This is a genomic window from uncultured Streptomyces sp. (genome assembly GCF_947488945.1).
Taxonomy (GTDB): Bacteria; Actinomycetota; Actinomycetes; order Streptomycetales; family Streptomycetaceae; genus Streptomyces.
This window is the reverse complement of record NZ_CANLBS010000018.1, coordinates 46994-68401: the sequence shown is the minus strand read 5'-3', so window position 1 is coordinate 68401 and position 21408 is coordinate 46994. Positions and strand designations below refer to the sequence as shown.

Below are 21408 nucleotides of genomic sequence, written 5' to 3'. Positions count from 1 at the left end.
CCTGCGCCCCGGCCGCCCGAACGCGTGCGGGGCGCGTCCGGCCGGTCCGCGGGACCTCGGGCGGGCCGGCCCGACAGCCCCTAGGCTGTGAACAGTTGGCCGAGGTCGAGGGGAACCCTGGTGAAGATCCTGCACGTTGTCACGCTCCACACTCCGGACCACGCCTTCGGCGGGCCCACCCGGGTGGCGCTCAATCTGTCGAAGGCCCAGCGGGCGGGCGGCGACGACGCCCGCGTCATGGCGCTCGGCGACGGCTTCGGCCCCGGCGGGCTCCCGGACGAGATCGAGGGGGTCCCGGCCCTGCTGTACCCGGCCCGGCACGTGCTGCCGATGTTCGAGGTCAGCGGCATCACCTCCGCCGCCCTGCTGCGCGACGCCCGTCGCGCCATGCGCGGCGCCGACCTCGTCCACGTGCACCTGATGCGCGACCTGGTGACTCTGCCCGCCGCCCTGCTGGCCCTGGCCTCCGGCACCCCCCTGGTCGTGCAGACCCACGGCATGGTCGATCCGACCGAGAAGCCGGTCGCCAAGCTCACCGACCTGCTCGGGGTCCGCCGGGTGCTGCGCCGCGCCGACGTCGTGCTGCACCTCACCGAGGCGGAACGCGTGGACGTCGAAGCGGTCGCCGCCCCCGTGCCGCTCACCCGGACCGCCCGCCTCGTCAATGGCGTACGCCCGCAGGAACGCAAGCCGGAACGGGAGCCGGGGGGCCCGCCGACGGTCCTCTTCCTCGCCCGCGTGCAGGAACGCAAGCGGCCCGAGGACTTCGTCGCCGCCATGCCCGCGGTGCTCGAGGTGTACCCCGACGCCCGGTTCGTACTGGCCGGCCCGGACACCGGAGGGCTCGCCTCCGCACTGGCCCGCGCCGGGGAACTGGGGGTGACCGGCTCGCTCGACGTGGTGGGGGCGCTCGGACACGAGGAGGTGCTGGAGGCGGGACGGAAGGCCGACGTCTACGTGCTGCCGTCGATCGAGGAGCCGCTCGGGGTCTCGGTGCTGGAGGCGATGTCCGTCGGCACGCCCGTGGTCATCACCCGGACCTGCGGCCTCGGCCCGGACGTCGCCCGCGCGGGCGCCGGACGGGTGATCGACAGCCGGGTGGGGCAGGACGCGGCCAACGCCGCCAAGGTCGCCGCCGCCGTCCTCGAACTGCTCGACCCCGACGCCGGCGCGGCCGCCGGCAAGGCCGCCTGGGACCTGGTCAACGCGGACTTCACCATCGATGCCGTCACCGCCTCGCTGCGGCGGACCTACGAGGAGGTCGTCGCCCGCCGGAGCTGAACACCGCCCGCGCGCGGGCCCGCGGCGCGGGCGCTCACGCCACCTCGCGGTGGGCCGCGCGCCCCGGCCGTGCCGCGGGGCCGCCGTGCGCCGCGACGATCCGGTCGATGCCCAGGACGGGCAGCACGGTGACCACGCCGCCCACGACCCCCGCCCACAGCGCCGCGGTGACCCCGGCGTGGGTGCCGAGCCATCCGGCGGCCAGCGAGGCGAGCGGCATGCCGCCCCAGACCACGAAGCGGATCGACGCGTTCATCCGGCCCAGCAGCGGCGCGGGGCACAGTCGCTGGCGCAGGCTGACCTGCGTCACGTTGAAGAGCAGCGCCCCGGCCGTCATGCCGAACTCGCCGGCCAGCAGCAGGGCGCCCGCCACCGCCCGGTGGTGCGGGGCGACCGTCGCTGCCGCCGGACCGGCCGCCGTGAACAGCGCCGCCGTCAGCAGCCCCGCCGCCATCACCTTCCCGTCGCCGAACCGCCGCCGGGCCACCGGGGCCAGCAACGCCCCCAGCACCCCGCCCGCCGCCCCGCACGTCATGATCAGCCCCAGCGTGAACGGGTCGAAACCGAGCGTCCGCAGGACGAGGACCGGGATCAGCGTGGCCACCATCGTGGCGAAGAAGTTGGACACCCCCATCGAGACCGCGAGCCGCCGGACGACCGGCTGGTCCCGGACGAACCGCAGCCCCTCCGCGATGTCGGCCCGCAGCCGCCCCGCCCCCGCCGCGACGGGCGCCGGTTTCCGCTCGTCGTCCCGGACCCCGGCGAGGACGAGGAAGCCGCCGAGGTACGCGAGGGAGTCGGCGAGCAGCACGACCGGCGCGCTCACCACCCGCATCGCCAGCCCGGCCAGCGCCGGCCCGCCGAGCGCCGACACCTGGGCGGTCGCCTCCAGCCGCGCGTTGGCGGGGCCGATGTCGTCCGCCGGCACCAGCAACGGGACGTAGGACTGGGAGGCGACGTCGAAGAACACGGTGGCCAGTCCCACCACGAGCGCCACCGCGTACAGCACGCCCATGTGCAGGCCGCCCGCCAGCCACAGCACGGGGACGGACAGCACGACCGCGCCGCGCACCAGCGCGGCCCACATCATCGTCCTGCGCTTGAGCGCCCGGTCCACCCAGGCGCCGGCCGGCAGGCCGACCAGCAGGTAGCAGACCGTGGACGCGGCGCCCAGCACCCCCACCTCACCGCTGCCCGCGTCCAGCGCCTCCACGGCCGTCACCGACAGGCCGAGCGTGCCGATCCGGGCGCCGAACTGCGAGAGGGTCTGCCCGAACCAGAAGCGGGCGAAGCCGGCCGATCCGACGGGGCGGCGGGCCTTGTCCGGCCGCCGTCCCCGGCCCGCGCGGCCGGGGACGGGAGCCACCGCCGGATCGTCCTGCCGTCCAGTCGCCACGCGCGCTCCTCACGACGTCGGGGAACGGGGCCGGACCGTGGCGGCGCGCCCCGCCGACCGGGGCACCTTACCCGGCCCGTACGGCCCCCCGACCGCGCGTGAGCCTCAAGCCGACGGCTTCTCCCGCGACTTGAGGGCGATCTGCCACCGGTAGAAGCTCATCGCCAGGGCGAAGTCCAGCCCCGCGCGGCCGTCGAGGAACCCGCGCCGGTAGAGGTACATGTACGCGAAGGACAGCACCGGCTTGAACGGCGCCTTGTGGAAGAGCTGCCCCTGGCGGGACTTGACCCTGCGGACCTGTTCCTTGACCTCCGGGTGGTGTTCCAGCCAGGCCTCCCAGTCGGAGTACCGGTTGTGCCGCTCGAACCAGGCCGTGACCGGGTCGAGGTCCTGGTGCTCGATCGGGTTGCGCAGCGCGGCGGCGGTCGCGGCGACCGGCTGGTAGTGACCCTCGACCTCCCCGATCCCTGGCGCCGCCAGGTCGCCGACCTCGGGGTAGGCGCACCGGGTGCGGTCGGTCAGCGAGCGCTTGCGGATGGTGTAGCCGTGACGCAGCCGCTTCCCGGCGAACCAGTACCCGAGCGGGATGTCGTAGGCGGCGGGCTTCGGCGCGGCGGGGTCGGCGAAGACCTCCCGCAGCTCGGCCAGCAGACCGGGGCTGAGCCGCTCGTCGCCGTCCAGCACCAGGATCCAGTCGAGGTCGGTGCGGACGTGGTCCAGGCACCACTGCTTCTTGCGGGGGTGCCCGCCGTCCCAGGTGTACAGGACGACCTCGGCGCCGCACTCGGCGGCGATCTTCGCGGTGTCGTCGGTGCTGTGCGAGTCGACCACGACGACGGCCTCGAAGTGGTCGATGACCGAGTTCACCGCCTCGGCGATGTTCAGCCCCTCGTTCTTGGTGGGGATCGCCACGGCTATCGGGAGCTTGCTCAACTGTCGTCTCCTTCGGGCAGCCAGGCGTAGCAGCCTGTGGAGGTGAAGGTGCGCGCCGCGGGGGCGAGGGTGATGCGCACCGGTTCGCCGGAGTGCGAGGTGCCGCCGCCCAGCGCCTTGCCGCCCGCGCCCCGGATCTCCCAGGTGCAGGCGGTGGTGGGCGCGGCCGAGCGGTAGCGGCCGGGGCGCAGCGCCTTGCCGGTGTGGGTGCCGTCGGCGTACCCCTTCGCGGCCTCGTCCACCAGGTCCTGGCGGTCGGGGCAGAGGTGGGCGACGGCGGGCGCCGCGTCGGGGACCTCGCCGGTCACGATCGAGGCGACGGCCGTCCGGCGGTCGACCTTGGCCAGGTAGCGCAGCTTGTCGCAGGTCTCCTGCCCGGTCTGCAGGACGGCCGCCGGGTCCATCCCCCGGGGCACCCGGTCGACCAGGTACTCCTTCTGCGGCTCGGTGAACGTGCCGGTGGCGGGGGTCAGTTCGTCGCTCGGCACCTTCGGGGCCTCCGGCGTCTTCGCGGCGTCGGAGCCGGTGTCGGGGCCGGCGCCCGAACCGTCCTCGCCGCCGTCCCCGGCGCCGGGGACGGCGGTGGGCGTGGAGGCGGGGCCCGCCACGGACGGCCCGGAGGCCGGGGAGCGCTGAGCGCCCCCGGCCTCCGGGTCCTTCCCGTCGTCGGACGAACCGCACGCGGCCAGCGCCACCGCCGTGAAGACGGCGGCGCCGGCCAGGAAGAGGCGTTTCATCATCCGTTCCTGAGTGCGTAGTGCGAGCTGACCTTGGCGGCCGGCAGGACCGTCGGGTAGACGGCGGTCTCGTCGATCTGCCCGGCGAAGAAGTTGCTGGTGGGACGGTTGGGCCAGTTGTTGAGGTTGTCGCCGCCCACCCGCCAGTACCCGGAGTAGTTCTCGTTGGTCTTGTAGAGGATGTTGGACGCGCGCAACTGGCCGTCCACGTAGAGCGCCAGACCACCGGAGCCCTGGGTGGCGACCACGTGGTGCCAGGCCCCGTCGTTGTACGCGGCGGGGCTGGTGACCGTACGGGTGGCGCCGTCGTAGACGCCGAAGACCAGCTTCCCGTCGTTGGCCATGTAGACGTGCTTGTCGTAACTGGTGCTGGTCTGCATGGTCAGGTTGGAGAAGCCGATGATCCGGCCGCCCTTGGTGGTCGTGGTCTTGATCCACGTCTCCAGGGTGAAGGCCGTCGGCCGCGCGTGCCGGGCGTTGCTGTACGCGTACTCGTCGGTGCCGTTGAACCCGATCGCGGTGGAGTCGCCCGCGACGGCGGCCGGGGTCTGCCGGTAGGAGGGGGCGTTGCGCAGGAAACCGTTGTCGAGGCCGCTGCCGGAGTCGGCGGCGAAGGTGGAGGTCGCCTCGTCGTAGCGCCAGTACAGCGACGCGCCGTCGGCGCGCACCTGCGCCGGGTAGGACGGGGCGGTCGCCGCGACCGTGGCGGAGACCGCGGTCGACTTGGCGCTGGTGTTGGTGCCGTCGCTTGCGCTGATCCGGTACGAGTGGGTCTCGCCCGGCGCGACCGAGGTGTCGGTCCAGCGCAGCTGCGGCCGGTCCCAGAACAGGGAGTACCCGGTGGTGGTGTACACCGGGGTGGCCGCCCCGTCCTTGTAGATCCGGTAGGTCAGTTCGCCGTCGTCGGTGTCGAAGCTGGTCTGCCAGTTGACCTCGATCTGACCGGGGACCACCGTGTTCAGGGAGACGTTGGGCACCCATGGCGCCCCGGTGTCCGGGCCGTCCGCGAAGCGGGTCAGCCCCTGCTGCGCCTCCCCGTTGACGGTGGTGAACTCGCCGCCCACCCACAGGTAGTGGCGGCCGCCCTTGTCCGTCTGCGCCATCACGCGCGGCCCGACCGGCTCGCCGATGCCGTCGTTGGTGTCCGGGAACCACGGCAGCAACTGCGGGTCGTCGACCGACTGCGCGAGCAGGTGCTTGCGCGGCTGGTCGGGGAACTCGCCCATGGAGGCGCAGTCGTGGGCGTGGCTGCCGCTGTAGAGGACCCCCGAGTGGACCAGGACGGCCTGGGTGGCGCCCAGGCAGGTGTCCCGCCAGCGCTGCTGGAAGTCGTCCAGGTCCAGCGCGATGCGTCCGTCGAAGACGCCGCCGCCGGTGCCCTCGTTGGCGGTGTAGAAGCCGGTGGCGTCGGTGGTGAGGTCCTGCACCGTCGAGGTGTTGGGGATGAAGCCGGGGTAGGCGGTGGTCAGCGCGCCGGTGGTGGCGTCGACGACGGCCAGGGCGTGCGAGGTGGTGCCGTTGACGGTGAAGAAGTCGCCGCCGAGCAGCACGTGCTGCCCGTCGGGCGTGACATCGACCGCGCGGGCGACCTCGTCGGCGTTGGCCGTCCACGGCAGCAGGTCGGCGCCGTCCGCCGTCACGGCGGCGAACTTGTTCCTGGTCGCGCCGCCCGCGCTGTTGAAGTCGCCGCCGAAGTAGACGGTGTCCTCGGTGGGCGCGATGGCCCGCACGGTCGCCGAGACGGCCACCTTGAAGTCGTTCCTCGGCGTGCAGGTGGCGGTGTCGATCGCCGCGATGTTGCTGACCCCGACACCGTTCACGGCGCCGAACTGGCCGCCCGCGTACAGCGTCGCGCCGTCCGGGGAGAGCGCCAGCGCCCGCACGGTCGCGGTGCCCGAGGTGAGGGTGAACGACAGGGCGCAGCCGGTCGGCGCCCCCGTCGCCGCGTCGAACGCGGCGAAGTTGACCGCGGGCTGTTCGCCCGTCCCGGCCGCGGCCGAGGGCGGGCGGACGGTGGAGAAGGTGCCGCCCGCGTAGACGACGCCGTCGCCGGCCGCCATGGACCAGACGATGCCGTTGGTCTGCCAGGTGGAGAGGTCGTCCGCGGTGAGCGCCACCGGGGGCGTCAGCGCGGCCGCCGGGGAGGCCCCGGCCGCGACGGACGCGGTCAGGGCTCCGGCGAGCAGGCAGAGCACGGCGGACGCGGCCCTGGTGCGCCCGCGTCCGACGGATCTCCGCCGTGTACTTCCGTTCATCATTCGGCTCCGAAGGTGAGGATGAGCTGCGGCCGGAAAGCCGCGGTTGCGACCTCGCCCGACCAGACACGGAGGCTGTCCGTACCGCTGCCGGTCAGGGCGAGTGAGAAGGAGGAGCCGAGGGCCCCGCCCAGTGCCGACGCGTCCAGCTCCACCGCGTAGTCGGTGGAGAGGGCTGTCGCGCCGGAGATCGTTCCCAGCACCGTCCCGGCGAGCGCCGGGCGGGTGTTGTAGGTGACCGAGGACTCGGACCACGCCCCGGTCACCGGCACCACGTCGTGGCTCTCCGCGCTGCCCGCCGTGGCGTCCGACGAGGTGCGAAACGTCAGCCGGGCGGCGGTGACGTGCTGACCGGCGGGGGCCGCCGGCAGCGCGAAGCGCAGGTAGCCGAGGTAGGGAGTGGTGCCGCGGGCGGCGAGCTGGGTGTCGTCGTAGGTGGTGTTGGCGGCCACCCCGTTGACGTAGGCGTCCTCGGTGGGCGTCAGCGCGACCGTCGTCCCCCCGCCACCCCCGCCGGGACCGGGTACCGCGTCGGCGAGATCGTGGTGCTCGGCGGCCTGGGCGGCGGTCAGCGCCGTCGGATAGACCGCCGTCTCGTCGACCTGGCCGGCGAAGTAGGTGCTGGTCGGCCGGTCCGGCCAGGCGTTGCTCATCGCGTCCCCGCCCACGCGCCAGAAGCCGTTGTACGAACGGCCCCCGGTCGCCGGGTCGGTGCCCGCCGGTTCGCCGTCCACGTAGAGGGCCATACCGTCGGCGCCCTGGGTGGCCACCACGTGGTGCCAGGCGCCGTCGTTGTACGAGCCGGTGGTGGTGATGGTGGGCCGGTCGGGGGAGTTGCCGACCTGCACCCCGAAGGTGAGCCGGCCGTCGTCCGTCAGGTCGACCAGCTTGTCGGCGACGGTGCTGGTCTGGCCCTGCGCGGTGCCGATGTTGCTGCCGTAGCCGATGATCCGGCCGCCCGTGGTGGACGTGGTGCGGAACCACGTCTCCACGGAGTACGGCGACGGCGCGGTGTAGTGGTGCAGCCGGTCGCTGTACACGTACTCGTCGGTGCCGTTCAGCGTCAGCGCCGCCGAACCGGTGACCGCGGCGGGCGTCGAGCGGTACGCCGGGGCGTTGACGTAGACGCCCCCGTCGCCGGAGTCCGACGCGTCCGCGGCGAACGCCCCGCCCGCCTCGTCGTACCGCCAGTACAGCTCGGCGCCGTCCGCCAGGACCTTCTCCCGGTACGGGGACGCGGACGCGGCGGCCGTCACGGAGACGGCGGCCGACTGGGCCCCGGTGTTGGTGCCGTCGCTCGCGGAGATCCGGTAGGTGTACGTCTGCCCGGCCACCACGTCCGTGTCGGTGAACGTCAGTTGCGGACGGTCGAAGAACCGCGAGGACCCGGTGGTGGTGTACACCGGTGCGGCCCCGCCGTTGCGGTACACCCGGTAGGTCAGCAGCGAGTCGTCCAGGTCGAGCGACGACCGCCAGCTCACCTTCACCTCACCGGCCCGCGGGGCGGAGACGCTGACCGCCGGGGCGGCGGGCGCGCCGGTGTCCGGGGAGTTCGCGAACCGGGTCAGGCCCTGCTGGGAGACCCCGTTGACGGTGGTGAACTCGCCGCCCACCCAGAGGAAGTCCCGGCCGTCGCGGGAGGCGACCGTCAGGGCGCGCGGCCCGACCGGCTCGCCGATGCCGTCGTTGGTGTCCGGCAGCCAGCCCAGCATCTCCGGATCGTCCACCGACTGGGCGGTGAGGTGCTTGCGCACCTGGTTGGGGAAGCCGCCCATGGACGAGCAGTCGTGCACGTGGCTGCCCGCGTACAGCACGCCCCGGTACACCCGCAGCGCCTGGGTGGCGCCCTGGCAGGTGTCCCGCCAGCGCTGGCCGAAGCCGTCCAGCTCCATGGCGAGCCGGCCGTCGAAGGAGTTGCCGCCGCGGCCCTCGCCGGCCGCGTACCAGCCGCCCGAGGCGGTGTCCGTGACGATGTCCTTGATCACTGCCGTCGGCGGGATGAAGGTGCCCGGGTAGCCGTGGTCGAGCGCACCGGTGGCGGCGTCCGTCACCGCCAGCGCGTGCGAGGCCGCGCCCCCGACGGTGAAGAAGTCGCCCCCGATCAGCACGGACGCGCCGTCCGGGGTGACCCGCAGGGTCCGGCCGGGCGCGTCCACGTCGGGGTTCCAGGCGGTCGGTGTGCCGCCGGGGGTCACCGCGCCGTAGAACCGCCGGGTCTGTCCGCCGACCGACTGGAAGTCGCCGCCGGCGTAGACCGTCCCGTCCGCCGCCACGTCCAGCGCGCGGACCGTGGCGCTGAAGCCCGGGGCGAACCCGGTGCGGACCTGGCAGGTCGCGGTGTTGACGGCGGCCAGTCCGTTGACCGCCGTCCCGTTCGCCGCGTTGAACCAACCCCCGACGTACAGGGTGGACTTGTCGGGGGACACGGCCAGCGCCCGCACGGTCGCGGTGCCGCTGCTGCGGGTGAAGGAGAGCGAGCAGCCGGTCGGCGCCCCGGTGGCCGCGTCGAACGCGGCGAAGTTGACCGCGGGGGCGGAACCCGCGCCGCCGGCCGCCGTGCCCGCCGGGCGTATCTGCGAGAAGGTGCCGCCCGCGTACACCACGCCGCCCGCCTCGGCGAGCGCCCAGACGATGCCGTTGGTCTGGTAGGTGGACAGGTGGTCGGCGGTGAACCCCACCGGTGGCGTCAGCGCACCGGCCGGGGGAGCGGTGGTGACCGCGGAGGCCCCCAGAGCCCCCGCGGCCAGGGCGAGGGACGCGGCGTACCCGACGCCGCGTCCCCACCCTGGGGCGCTCATCGGTCCACCCGCACGGCCGCGCCGCTGAGCTGCGCCTCCAGGGCGCGCACGTCCGCGTCGACCATGATCCGGGCCAGCTCCATGGAGGTGACCTCCGGCTTCCAGCCGAGCAGTTCCTCCGCCTTGGACGCGTCCCCGATCAACGCGTCCACCTCGCTGGGGCGTTCGTACTTGGGGTCGTAGCGCACGTGCTCGCGCCAGTCGAGGCCGGCGTGCTCGAAGGAGTGCTCCAGGAACTGCCGGACGCTGACGCCCTGGCCGGTCGCCACCACGTAGTCGTCCGGGGTGTCCCGCTGCAGCATCCGCCACATCGCGTCGACGTACTCCGGGGCGTATCCCCAGTCCCGCACCGCGTCGAGGTTGCCCAGGTGCAGCCGCTCCTGGAGCCCGGCCTTGATCCGGGCCACCCCGCGGGTGATCTTGCGGGTCACGAAGGTCTCGCCGCGGCGCGGCGACTCGTGGTTGAACAGGATGCCGTTCACCGCGAACATGCCGTACGCCTCACGGTAGTTGACCGTCGCCCAGTAGGCGTACACCTTCGCCACGCTGTACGGGCTGCGCGGGTGGAACGGCGTGCTCTCGTTCTGCGGCGGCGGGGTCGAGCCGAACATCTCCGACGAGGACGCCTGGTACACCCGGGTGTCGATGCCGCTGGCGCGCACCGCCTCCAGCAGCCGGATCGCACCGAGCCCGGTGACGTCGCCGGTGTACAGCGGGGCGTCGAACGACACCCGGACGTGCGACTGCGCGCCGAGGTTGTAGACCTCGTCGGGCCGCACCTCGCGCAGCAGGTTCACCAGCGCGACACCGTCGCTGAGGTCGGCGTGGTGCAGGACGAACGAACGGTTCGCCTCCTCCGGCCCCTGGTAGATGTGGTCGATGCGTTCGGTGTTGAAGCTCGACGAGCGGCGTATGAGCCCGTGGACCGTGTAGCCCTTGTCGAGCAGCAGCTCGGACAGGTACGAGCCGTCCTGTCCGGTCACCCCGGTGATGAGCGCGGTCTTCCCCACGACTTCCCCCTCCAGATGTTCACGCCGCAGCGGCGTTTGAACGTGTATCTCATGTAGTGAGCGATTGGCGGCAAAGATGCACCGACGTCCGCTCCTGCTGGCACAATCCGAGCCATGACGACCGACATCCCCGGCCCACCCCGGGAATCCGCCCGCCCCCTACTCCCCCCCGGCTCCCGCATATTCGTGGCGGGACACCGCGGACTGGTCGGTTCGGCGGTGGTGCGCCGCCTCACCGCCGACGGCCACGAGGTGCTCACCCGTGGCCGCGACCTCCTCGACCTGCGCGACGGCGGGCGGACCGAGGCGTACCTGCGCGACGTCCGGCCGGACGCCGTCGTGCTGGCCGCGGCCAAGGTGGGCGGCATCATGGCCAACAGCACCTGGCCGGTGCAGTTCCTGGAGGACAACCTCCGCATCCAGCTCAGCGTGATCGGCGGCGCCCACGCGGCCGGCGTCGCACGGCTGCTGTTCCTCGGATCCTCCTGCATCTACCCGAAGCACGCCCCGCAGCCGATCAGCGAAAGCTCGCTGCTCACCGGGCCGTTGGAGCCGACCAACGAGGCGTACGCCCTCGCCAAGATCGCGGGCGTCGTGCAGACGCAGTCCTACCGGCGGCAGTACGGCGCCTCCTACATCAGCGCCATGCCCACCAATCTCTACGGGCCCGGCGACAACTTCGACCTGGAGACCTCGCACGTCCTGCCCGCCCTGATCCGGCGCTTCCACGAGGCCGGGCGCGACGGCGCCCCCTCCGTCACCCTGTGGGGCTCCGGCAGCCCACGCCGCGAGTTCCTGCACGTGGACGACCTCGCCGCCGCCTGTGCGCTCCTGCTGGAGCGGTACGACGGGGACGAGCCGGTCAACATCGGCTGCGGCGAGGACCTCCCCATCAGCGAACTCGCCGCACTGGTCAGCGAGGTGACGGGGTATCGGGGAGAGATCGTCTGGGACACCACGAAGCCCGACGGCACCCCGCGCAAGCTGCTGGACGTGGACCGGCTGACCGCCCTCGGTTTTACCCCGAGGATCCCGCTGCGGGACGGCATCGCCCGGACCTACGCGTGGTGGCTGGAGCACACCGCCGCCGCGGTGTGATTCCGCGCCCCGCCCCGGGCGGGGCGCGGAACCGTCCCCGCGCACCCCGGCCCCCCTCCGCCCGGCCACCTCAGTACGCCCCGCGCCCGTCGGTGACGGCGCGCAGCGTCCGGGCGATCAGCCCCATGTCGGTGGAGACCGTCCAGTTGTCCACGTACCAGAGGTCGAGCGACACGGACTCCTGCCACGACAGGTCGGACCTGCCGCTGACCTGCCAGAGGCCGGTGAGACCCGGCTTCACCGCCAGCCGCCGGCGCTCCCGCTCGTCGTACGCGGCAGCCTCCTCGGGCAGCGGAGGGCGCGGTCCCACCAGGGACATGTCACCCAGTAGTACGTTGAACAACTGCGGCAGTTCGTCGATCGAGGTGCGCCGCAGCGCCCGCCCGATCCGGGTGATCCGGGGATCGCGCCGCATCTTGAACAGCGGCCCGTCCACCTCGTTGGCGGTGATCAGCTCCGCCTTGCGGGCCTCCGCGTCCTGGACCATGGTGCGGAACTTCCACATGGTGAACGGCCGGTCGTGCTGCCCCTGCCGGGTCTGCCGGTGGAAGACCGGGCCCCGCGAGGTGGCCCTTATCCCGATGCCGACGGCCACCATCAGCGGCGCCAGCAGCAGCAGTCCGACGCCCGCCCCCGCCCGGTCCAGCAGGGACTTCAGCGACGCCTGGAGCCCCCGCCGCAACGGCGGGGAGACGTGCAGCAGGGTCAGTCCGGCGACCGAGGCCGGCCGTATCCGCTCGGCGGCGACGCCGGGCAGGTCGGAGAGCACGCACCACGCGAGTCCCGCGTCGTGCAGCCCCCAGCCGAGTCTTCGCAGCCGGTCGCCGGTGAGCTCCGCCCCCGGCGCCACCAGTACCAGCTCCGCCCCCTGGGCGTAGGCGCCGCCCAGCACCGTCGACACGTCGTCCTTGGCCGCCTGCGACGACAGCCGTCCCGCGAGCGGGGTGTCGGTGTGCGGCTCCGCGGCCCCCACCGGCACCGCGCCCACCACCCGGTAGCCGTGGGCGGCGGTACGGGCGCACAGGGCGCCGGCCACCTCGTCCACGCCCGCAGCGGCGCCGACGAGCAGCACCCGGCGCTGCCCGCACCGCGCCCGCTGGGCCACCGCGCGCCGCCGCACGAGCACGGTCACCGCGCAGGCGGCCAGCAGTCCCGGCACGGAGGCGGCCAGCGCGGCGCCGGGATCGACCGCGGGGCGCACGGCGGTCCAGGCCACCGCGAGCAGGCCGACGTAGACCAGCCAGTCCGCGAGGACGCCGGACAGGCCGCCGCGGTCGGACCGGGGCCGCGAGGCGTACCGGCCGCGGGCGATCCGCACCCCGGTCCAGGCGGCGGCCGCCAGGCACGCCGAGGGCAGTGCCCACGGCTGGGCGCGTTCCGACAGCACCAGCCAGGCGGGAACGCCCAGGCCGGCCGCCTCCGCCAGGGCGGCGAGCGGCAGCGGCGGACGGGCCCGGCCGTACGCCCTCGGCGCGCGATTGGTCAGATCGCGCTGTGCCGTGGGCGCCCGCCAGAGCTGTTCCAGCGCCGTGGTGCGGTTCCGGGACGTCGCGGTCCGGGGGCGTGGCGCGCCCCGGAGCCCCACAGGTCCGGATAGGTCTGTTCCGGGTATTTCGACATGCCCCATGAACCCCCCAGTCACAGTCGCATCCCCACCGAACGCGGCGCATCCGCCGATCCTCGGGACCGGCGGATGCGCCATCGCTCGGTGCACGATATCCACACACGTGCCATTTCGCTGGAGTTCCCGTGAAGTTCAGACACAACGGAGACTTCGCCAGGTTCCCGGCGTGGCGGTCATCTCTGCTTCTGTGTACGACTGTTGAGGTTCGCAGGATAGGGGCAAGCGCTTGTCGATGCGCGGTAACCGGGTCAAAGAGTCCGAAACTCAACTCTCCGCTTCACGAACGCATATGTGGACTGTGACGGTCCAAGTCGGCCGGTCCGTGCGGGAGTTATCTGCGTCACACTGCGCGCAGACCCGGCTACCGAGGGCGCACGGCGGTGGTGGGCGGGAGGTGCGCAGGGGTGCGCCGGCCGGCGGACGCGCCGACGGCGGGGTCCGACCGGTCGGCGGTGCCGGGGATCGGCCGGTCATCGGGGCTGCCGGGGCTGCCGGGGCCTGCGGGTCCAGGTGGCCGGATTCGGGGTTCCGGTCCGGTCCCGGGGCCGGCGACCGCGGCCAGGGGGCCCTGCCCCGTCGGTGTCCGCGACGCCTCCGCGCCCCGTATCCCGCCCCACCCATTCCGGTGCATTCGATGCGGCTGGAATGCGGAATGCGGAATGCGTTGCATGCGCGCGAAAACGGGTGGGGCCGGACAGGGAATTCCCCGTCCGGCCCCACCCGTGTGTTCCGCGGCGATCAGACGCGACGGTGGCGGCCGTAGTACTCACCGGTCTGCTCACGGTGGGCCGGGTCCGTCAGGTGCTTTTCCTTGTCGAACTCCGGCGCGTCCTTGATCTGCTCCTTGGTGAGGTCCAGATAGACCTTCTCCTCGGCGGCGTCGACCCGCGTGATCGTGCCGGCCGGCAGCAGGACGTGCTTGCCGAAGATCCATACACCCGTGTCGACCACGAGGTAGGAGGCGTCCACCTCGTCCGAGTGCTTGTCCACCTTGCCGATGCTGCCGTCGGTCGCCTCGACCTTGTAGCCCGCCAGGTTGCTGCCCGTGACGTGGCCGGCGGCCGGACGGTAGCCCCAGATGTTCTCGCTCATGTAAATGCGCTCCTTCATTCGGTCGGCTTCATGGTGCGGTGGTTCTGGAAAAGCTGTGTAAGTTCCGCTGGGATCCTGGTGCCCGTCGAGCGGGGCTGTACACATCGAATTCCGGGGACGGAAGGACTTTTTATCGACAGGGGTCCAGGGGGTGTGAGCGACGAAAAGGCGGGCACCCTGTCGCTTTTCGCGGAGCCGGACCGCGTCGCCGTCTGTGCCGCCCCCGGCCGCCCGCGCTCACGCCTGTACATCCCGCTCTGTGGCCATGGGTCACGTTCCGCGCTCCATCCGCCCCCGGCTGCCGGTCCGCCCCGCCCTCCGCGTCCGCCTGTTCCCGGGGCCCCCTCCGGCGCCCTCCGTCCGCCCCCGCGCGCACCTGCTCCGCTCCCGAGGATTAGTCGTCGGCCATCGGGGCAGACGGCACGGGCGGTGAACGGGGAGGGTGCGCCCGCGCCCGCGGGAGCCTTCGTAGGGCTCCCGCCTCCGGTACGCCGCACGGGTGGATGCGGGGGGCATGTGCCACGGGTCCGTGCGAAGGTCGTGGGGGGCTCGAATTCGAGGCCCCGCGGTTCTCGGGCACGGGTCCGAAATGTGTGGTGATCGTCGCAGCTCACACGGCGCTCGTCGGCATGGGGCGATGGCTTACGCTGCGAGGAACGGCCCGCGTCGGCGGGGCGCTACTGGAGGGGATCGCCTGATGGCGGAACAAGACATATCGGCCAGACTCGTGGAGCTGCTCGCGGAGCAGCGGAAGCCACTGGAGGCCGCCTGGGTCGAGAGCGTCTCGCACACGCTGCGCGGACGCGTCTCCGTGGCGGAGCTCGACCGCGAGCTGCGCGAACTGTACGGGGCCCTTCTGGAGGGTCTGCGCCGCGGCGGCCTGGACTGGAACGGCGAGGAGTTCGCCGAGGTCCGCGCCCTGCTCGGCGAGCTCTCCCGCAACCGGGCCCGCCAGGGGTTCACCCCCACCGAGACGGCGACCAGCGTCTTCGCGGGCAAGGCGATCCTCGCGCCGTCCGCCGACAGCTCGGCCGTGGACATCCGCGCGTACCTGCAGTTCAGCAACCTCCTGGACGCGCTCGGACTGTTCACCATCGAGGTGTACTCCCGGACGCGCGAGGAGATCATCAGCGCGCAGTCCGAGCAGCTCATGGAGCTCTCCACGCCCGTGGTGAAGCTCTGGGAGGGCGTGGTCGCGGTGCCGCTGGTGGGCACCCTCGACTCCGCACGCACCCAGGTGGTGATGGAGAAGCTGCTCCAGACGCTCGTCGACACCGGCTCCGACCAGGCCATCATCGACATCACCGGCGTCCCCGCGGTGGACACCGAGGTCGCCCAGCACCTGCTGAAGACCGTGGTGGCCGCCCGGCTGATGGGCGCCGAATGCACCATCTCCGGCATCCGCCCGCAGATCGCGCAGACCATCGTCGCGCTCGGCATCCAGTTCGGCGACATCGTCACCAAGGCCACGCTGGCCGACGCGCTCAAGCACGCGCTGCGCCGCGCGGACGCCTCCTCCGCACGCTCCGGCGGTCAGGCGTGACCGAACGCGTACCCGTTCTGAAGATCGGCGACGTCCTGCTGGTCTCCATCCAGGTGGATCTGGAGGACCAGACCGTTCTGGACCTCCAGGACGACCTGGCGGCCCGCATCGTCGCCACCGGCGCCCGCGGCGTGGTCATCGACATCACCGCGGTGGAGATCGTCGACTCGTTCGTGGGCCGGATGCTGGCCACCACGGCGGCCATCTCCCGGATGCTCGACGCGGAGACCGTCGTCGTCGGCATGCGGCCGGCCGTGGCGATCACCCTGGTCGAGCTCGGACTCTCCCTCGGCGGTGTGCGCACCGCTCTGACCCTGGAGAAGGGGCTGGACATCCTGGCCCGGTCGGACGACGACCGGCCGGCACGGCCGTGAGCGGGCTCCCGGGCGTTCCCGAGGGCGAGCACGAGACGGTCACCGTCGCCACCAACGACGACGTCGTCCGTGCCCGCCAACTGGTGCGTACCCTCGCCCAGCGCTGCAAGCTGTCGCTGGTCGACCAGACCAAGCTCGTCACCGCGGCGAGCGAACTGGCCCGCAACACACTGGTGTACGGCGGCGGCGGCGTCATGCGCACCGGCCTGGTGCGCCGGGACGGCCGTCTCGGCGTCACCGCGGTCTTCGAGGACTCGGGCCCCGGCATTCCCGACCTGGACCTGGCCCTCACCGACGGCTGGACCTCCGGCGGCGGCCTCGGCCTCGGCCTGAGCGGGGCCCGCCGGCTGGTCGACGACTTCACCCTGGACACCGAGGTCGGCCGCGGCACCCAGATCGCGGTGACCAAATGGGCCCGTTGACGCTGCCCGTGCTCGACGCGCAGGACATCGCCTGGTTCCGCGACGCGGAGTCGCTCCCCGCCGCCGCGCGCGGGGCGGCGTCCGCGCTCGCCCGGCGCATCGGCTTCGACGAGCAGCGCTGCGCCGAGGTGGCCCTCGCGGTGAGCGAGGCGGGGACCAACCTGCGCCGGCACGCCGTCGACGGCACCCTGCTGCTGCGCGTCGTGCGCACGGCGGACGACGCGGGCGTGGAGTGCGTGACCATCGACTCCGGTCCCGGCATGGCCGACGTACCGCACTCGCTGACCGACGGCGTCTCCTCGGCCGGCACCCTCGGCATCGGACTCGGCGCCATCTCACGGCTCGCCGACACCATCGACATCCACTCCCTCCCGGACCGCGGGACCGTCCTCGCCGCGAGGTTCTGGACCAAGGAGGCAGCCCGAAGGGCCGCCGCCCTCGGTGAACCCGTCGTGGCCGGGCTGACCCGGCCGATCACCGGCGAGGAGACCTGCGGAGACGTCTGGGCGGCCCGTGCCGTCGGCGCCCCGGAGCAGGAAGCGGCCGCCGCCCGGCGGCCCGCCCGGCAGCCGTCCGCGCCCGACCCGCTGGACTGGACGGCGCTCACCGGTTTCCGGCCGTCGGCGGGCGACGCCCGCCGCACGCCCGACCGGACCCCGCGCCCGGCCGGAGCACCCGACACCGACACCGATGTGGAACCCGCCCTGCTGCTGATGTTCTGCGACGGCCTCGGGCACGGCCCGCTCGCCGCCCGCGCGGCGGACGCCGCGGCGGCGGCCTTCCGCGACGGCACCGCCCGGCATCCGGAAGGCGTGATCGCCGAGATCCACCGCGCCCTGCGCGGCGGCCGGGGCGGAGCGGTGGCGGTCGTACGCATCGAACCGCAGACCCGCACGGTCTCCTTCTGCGGCGTCGGCAACGTCAGCACCTTCGTCGTCGACGCCGACGCCGGCACCCGCCGCTCGCTGCTCTCCGCACCCGGCATCGTCGGCCACCAGATGCCCACCCTGCGCACGGTCCGCCAGGAACTCCCGCGTGGCAGCGGCGTGATCATGCACTCCGACGGGCTGACCGAGCGCTGGCAGCCGAAGAACCTGCCCGGCCTGCTCGCACACTCGCCGCTCGTCGCCGCCGCCCTGCTGCTGCGCGAGGCGGGCATCCGCCGCGACGACGCCGGGGTCGCCGTCGCCAAGGGGGCGTGGTGACGGCTCCGGCGGCCGACGGAACCGCCCCGCTGGCCACCGTCGCGCTCGCCACCGAGCACGACGTCTTCGTGCTCCGCCGCAGCGGCAAGGCGGCGGCCGAGGCCCTCGGGGTGGAGAGACAGGACCAGATCCGGCTCGCGACCGCACTCAGCGAACTGGGCCGCGACACCCTCGGATCGCCGGGCCTGTGTGTCGAGTTCGGTGTGGTGGCCGGTGTGGTGCCGGTGCTCCGGGTGGATCTCCTGTGGCGGACCGGCCCCGGCCCCGGACCCGAGGCGGTCAAGGCCGCCGCCCGCCTGGTGCCCGTCCGGCACGAGGCCGCCGAACGGAGGGTGACGATCGAGCAGCAGCTCTCGGTGGACGCGACGGACCCGGAGACCCTGCGGCGCGCCCGCGAGGCCCTGCGGGCGCACCGCGGTTCCAGCGTGCTGGAGGACGCCCGCGCCCAGACCAGCGACCTGATCGCCGCACTGGAGGAGTCGCGCGCCCAGCGGGAGGAACTGCACCGGCTCAACGAGGAGCTGGAGGAGACCAACCGCGGCGTGGTGGCGCTCTACTCCGAGCTCTCGGCGGAGCTGGAGGAGACCAACCGCGGTGTCGTCGCGCTCTACGCCGAACTGGAGGAGAAGTCCAGCCAGTTGCGCGAGGCGAGCGAGGCGAAGACCCGCTTCTGGGCCAACGTGAGCCACGAACTGCGCACCCCGGTCAACTCGGTGGTGGGCCTCGCCCGGCTGCTGCTGGAGACCGAAGGGGAACGCCTCGACGAGGAGCAGCGGCGGCAGATCGCGCTCATCTCGGCCTCCGGCGCCACCCTTCTCGCCCTGGTCGACGAACTGCTGGACGTGGCCAAGGCGGAGTCGGGCCGGCTGGAGCCGCACTGGGAGCCCGTCGACCTGCGCGCCACCCTCGGCCAGCTCCGCGGCACCCTGCGCGGCTACGAGACACGGGGCGACGTCACCCTCGCGGTGGCCGAGCCCGACCCGGCCCTCACCCTGGTCAGCGACGAGGTGATGGTCACCCGCATCCTGCGCAACCTGCTCTCCAACTCCCTGAAGTTCACGGAGGAGGGCACCGTGCGGCTCGACGTGGCGGCCGAGCCCGGGCCGGCCGGCGGCGAGGTGGTCTTCACCGTGTCGGACACCGGTGTCGGCATCCCCCCGGAGGAACAGCACCAGATCTTCGAGGAGTTCTACCAGGTACGCGGCTCGCACCAGCGGGGCCGCTCCGGCACCGGCCTCGGCCTGCCCTACGCCCGGCGCCTCGCCGAACTCCTCGGCGGCAGCCTCGTCCTCACCAGCAGCCCCGGCCGCGGGACCGTGGTCACCGTGCGGCTGCCCGCCGCCCGGCCCGGCGCCGACGGCCCCGACGACGCGGCCGTGACCCGGCGCGCGGTCCTCGTCACCGTCGACGACGACGAGGTCTTCCGCGGCGCCATCCGCCCGGTGCTCGGCCAACTGGCCGACCGCGTCGTGGAAGTGGGCGAGGGCGGTCGCGCGGGCGACACGATCCGCCGCGAACGCCCCGACGCGGTCCTGCTCGACCTGCACATGCCCGACCTCGACGGCTACGACGTGCTGGCCGACCTGGCCGCCGACCCCGGCACCGCGGGCATCCCCGTCATCGTGATCACCTCGGCGGCCGACGGCACCCTGGACCACGCCCGGCTGCGCCACGCCCGTGCGGTCCTGGACAAGGCGTCGCTCACCCTCGGCCGGCTCGCCCGCGCCTTCGACGGAGCACCCGAACCCCCGCCGCTCCCGCCCCATCCGCCCCGCCCCGACCACCCGCCGCGCCCGGAGCATCCGCCGCGGCCGGGCCACCCCCCGCTCCAGGAAGAGTCCCCGGAAGACGGCACGCGATGAGTCCCCACTCCCTCTCCGACGGCGCCGTGGCCACGGTCATGGTGCTCGACGACAACGACACCAACCGCTACATCGTGGGCAGTTGGCTGCGCCGCGCCGGACACACGGTGGTGGAGGCGGCCGACGGCGCCGAGGGCCTGGCCCTGCTGGCCAAGGCCCCCGACGCGCTGCTGCCCGAGCTCGCCGTCGTCGACGTCCGGCTGCCCGACATGAGCGGCTTCGAGGTGTGCGAGCAGATCAAGGCCGACCCGCGTACCGCCCACCTGCCGGTCATCCACGTCTCCGCGACCGCGATCGAGGTGAGCGACCGCACCCAGGGCCTGCACCGGGGCGCGGACGCCTACCTCACCGAGCCCATCGCTCCGGACGAACTGCTGGCCACCGTCACGGCCGCCCTCCGCTACGCCCGCGCCCGCCGCCGCGCCGAGCGGCTGGCCACCCGCGTCGCCGCGCTGAACAGCAGCACGCTGGCGGTCTACGCGGCCCCCGACGGCGAGACGTTCATCCACGCGGCGGCGGTCGGCGCGGCCACCCTGATGGGCTCGCCCGCCGTGACCGTCGCCCTCAGTCCCGACGGCCGCGCCGTCCATCTCGCGGCCGCCCGGACGCCGTCGGGCCGCAGCCGCCCGGCGGAGGAATCGCCCGTCACCCTCGCCCAAGCCGACCCCCGGCTGCTGGACCTGCTGACCGGCAAGGCGCTCGGCGACGGGACCGGCACGGAGACCACCGTGCTCACCGGCGCCGAATGGCGGGAGCTGACGGGCACGGACGCGGACCGCGGCGCCGACGTGTTCCCCGACGGGGTCGCGCTCGTTCTCGCTCGCACCAAGCGCGGCCGGCCGCCGATCGCGCTCGCGGTCGACGCGACGACGCTGGCCGGCACCGACGACGGCGAACTCCTCTCCCAGCTCGCCCAGGCCTGCGCCCTCGCGCTGGAGGCGCTGCGCAGCCACAGCGAGGAACACGCCCTCGTCCTCACCCTGCAGCGCACCTTCCTGCCGGACCGGCTGCCCGAGGTCCCCGGCGTGGACATGGCCGTACGGTACGAACCGGCAGCCGACCACGCCGAGATCGGCGGCGACTTCTACGAGGCCATCGAGACCCCGGCCGGGCTGCTGCTGGCCATCGGGGACGTGGCCGGACACTCCCTCAAGGCCGCCATGATCATGGGCGAGGTCCGCCACGCCCTGCGCGCGTACGCGATCGAGGGCCACGACCCGCAGACGCTCCTGGTCCGCCTCGACGCCCTCCTCGTACGGTTGCGGCCCTCCATCACCGTCACCGTGTGCCTGGTCCTGGTGGAGCCCGGCGGCCGCTGTCTGCAGATCGCCAACGCGGGCCACATCCCGCCGCTGCTGAAGGACCCCGACGGCTCCACCCGCTATCTCACCGAGCACGGCCCGCTGCTCGGCCTCAACCTGCCGCACGCCCCGGCCGTCCGCCACCCGGTGCCGCCGGGGGCCACGCTGCTGCTGCTGACCGACGGGCTGATCGAGGTGCCGGGCGAGAACCTCGACGACAGCATGGCCGCGCTGGCCCGCACCCTCGCCGGCGCCCCGGCGGAACTCGACGCGCTCTGCGACGGGCTGCTGGACGCCTTCGGCAAGGGCAAGACCGACGACATCGCCCTGCTGGCGGCCCGGCTCCACTGACCCGCGTCCGGCCCGCCGGGCGGCCGCCGGGCGGCCGCCGGGAGGGACCGGTCCACGTCCCGCCTATTGACGCGTACACATCCCCGGACGAAGAATGATCGCTCAGCACGGCTTGACAACGTTGTC

16 protein-coding genes are annotated in these 21408 nt (G+C 73.4%); 8 read left to right on the top strand and 8 right to left on the bottom strand.

Annotation, left to right across the window (positions count from 1 at the left end; translation table 11 throughout):
• Positions 1–120: 120 nt before the first annotated feature.
• On the top strand, positions 121–1281 hold the full coding sequence (locus Q0994_RS25090) for a glycosyltransferase (protein WP_299538501.1): 1161 nt from the start codon (positions 121–123) through the stop codon (positions 1279–1281).
• A gap of 34 nt (positions 1282–1315) precedes the next feature.
• Here the strand turns inward: Q0994_RS25090 and Q0994_RS25085 are convergent, their stop codons facing one another.
• The 6 genes from Q0994_RS25085 to gmd all read right to left on the bottom strand — a co-directional run bounded on the left by Q0994_RS25085 (position 1316) and on the right by gmd (position 10410).
• Positions 1316–2677 carry an MFS transporter gene (locus Q0994_RS25085; protein WP_299538500.1) on the bottom strand — a complete coding sequence of 454 codons (1362 nt, stop codon included), beginning with the start codon at positions 2675–2677 and terminating at the stop codon, positions 1316–1318.
• 105 nt (positions 2678–2782) lie between these two features.
• The gene (locus tag Q0994_RS25080; protein ID WP_299538499.1) at positions 2783–3610 is read right to left on the bottom strand and encodes a glycosyltransferase family 2 protein; all 828 of its coding nucleotides are present in this window, start codon (positions 3608–3610) and stop codon (positions 2783–2785) included.
• Complete coding sequence (locus tag Q0994_RS25075; RefSeq protein WP_299538498.1) at positions 3607–4347, bottom strand: hypothetical protein; 741 nt, start codon at positions 4345–4347, stop codon at positions 3607–3609. Before Q0994_RS25075 ends, Q0994_RS25080 begins: the two co-directional genes overlap by 4 nt.
• Complete coding sequence (locus Q0994_RS25070) at positions 4347–6605, bottom strand: LamG domain-containing protein (protein ID WP_299538497.1); 2259 nt, start codon at positions 6603–6605, stop codon at positions 4347–4349. The genes Q0994_RS25075 and Q0994_RS25070 overlap by 1 nt, the downstream gene beginning before the upstream one ends.
• Entirely contained in the window at positions 6602–9400 is a 2799-nt protein-coding gene (locus Q0994_RS25060; RefSeq protein WP_363325573.1) for a LamG-like jellyroll fold domain-containing protein, read from the bottom strand. The genes Q0994_RS25070 and Q0994_RS25060 overlap by 4 nt, the downstream gene beginning before the upstream one ends.
• Complete coding sequence (gene gmd, locus Q0994_RS25055) at positions 9397–10410, bottom strand: GDP-mannose 4,6-dehydratase (RefSeq protein WP_299538495.1); 1014 nt, start codon at positions 10408–10410, stop codon at positions 9397–9399. The genes Q0994_RS25060 and gmd overlap by 4 nt, the downstream gene beginning before the upstream one ends.
• A 114-nt stretch (positions 10411–10524) precedes the next feature.
• On the opposite strand from gmd, the gene Q0994_RS25050 reads away from it, so the two are divergent.
• The gene (locus tag Q0994_RS25050) at positions 10525–11508 is read left to right on the top strand and encodes a GDP-L-fucose synthase (protein ID WP_299538493.1); all 984 of its coding nucleotides are present in this window, start codon (positions 10525–10527) and stop codon (positions 11506–11508) included.
• Between the two features lie 70 nt (positions 11509–11578).
• Here Q0994_RS25050 and Q0994_RS25045 read toward each other — a convergent pair whose 3' ends face one another.
• Together Q0994_RS25045 and Q0994_RS25040 are read right to left on the bottom strand one after the other, a co-directional pair.
• Complete coding sequence (locus tag Q0994_RS25045) at positions 11579–13135, bottom strand: sugar transferase (protein WP_299538492.1); 1557 nt, start codon at positions 13133–13135, stop codon at positions 11579–11581.
• Positions 13136–13870: 735 nt separating this feature from the next.
• Positions 13871–14224 (bottom strand): PRC-barrel domain-containing protein, encoded by a 354-nt coding sequence (locus tag Q0994_RS25040; RefSeq protein ID WP_299538491.1) that lies wholly within the window; start codon positions 14222–14224, stop codon positions 13871–13873.
• 697 nt (positions 14225–14921) lie between these two features.
• Here Q0994_RS25040 and Q0994_RS25035 point away from each other — a divergent pair.
• From Q0994_RS25035 to Q0994_RS25010, 6 genes are read left to right on the top strand one after another with little or no spacing between them, the layout of a single operon-like run.
• A complete protein-coding gene (locus Q0994_RS25035) occupies positions 14922–15767 on the top strand; it encodes an STAS domain-containing protein (RefSeq protein WP_299538490.1) in 846 nt (281 codons plus the stop codon).
• On the top strand, positions 15764–16141 hold the full coding sequence (locus tag Q0994_RS25030) for an STAS domain-containing protein (RefSeq protein WP_299538489.1): 378 nt from the start codon (positions 15764–15766) through the stop codon (positions 16139–16141). Before Q0994_RS25035 ends, Q0994_RS25030 begins: the two co-directional genes overlap by 4 nt.
• Positions 16138–16563, top strand: a complete 426-nt coding sequence (locus Q0994_RS25025; RefSeq protein WP_299538488.1) for an anti-sigma regulatory factor — start codon at positions 16138–16140, stop codon at positions 16561–16563. Before Q0994_RS25030 ends, Q0994_RS25025 begins: the two co-directional genes overlap by 4 nt.
• Entirely contained in the window at positions 16551–17768 is a 1218-nt protein-coding gene (locus Q0994_RS25020; protein WP_299538487.1) for an ATP-binding SpoIIE family protein phosphatase, read from the top strand. Before Q0994_RS25025 ends, Q0994_RS25020 begins: the two co-directional genes overlap by 13 nt.
• The gene (locus Q0994_RS25015) at positions 17765–19630 is read left to right on the top strand and encodes an ATP-binding protein (protein WP_299538485.1); all 1866 of its coding nucleotides are present in this window, start codon (positions 17765–17767) and stop codon (positions 19628–19630) included. The genes Q0994_RS25020 and Q0994_RS25015 overlap by 4 nt, the downstream gene beginning before the upstream one ends.
• Positions 19627–21282 carry a fused response regulator/phosphatase gene (locus Q0994_RS25010; protein ID WP_299538484.1) on the top strand — a complete coding sequence of 552 codons (1656 nt, stop codon included), beginning with the start codon at positions 19627–19629 and terminating at the stop codon, positions 21280–21282. The genes Q0994_RS25015 and Q0994_RS25010 overlap by 4 nt, the downstream gene beginning before the upstream one ends.
• The last annotated feature ends 126 nt before the right edge of the window (positions 21283–21408 follow it).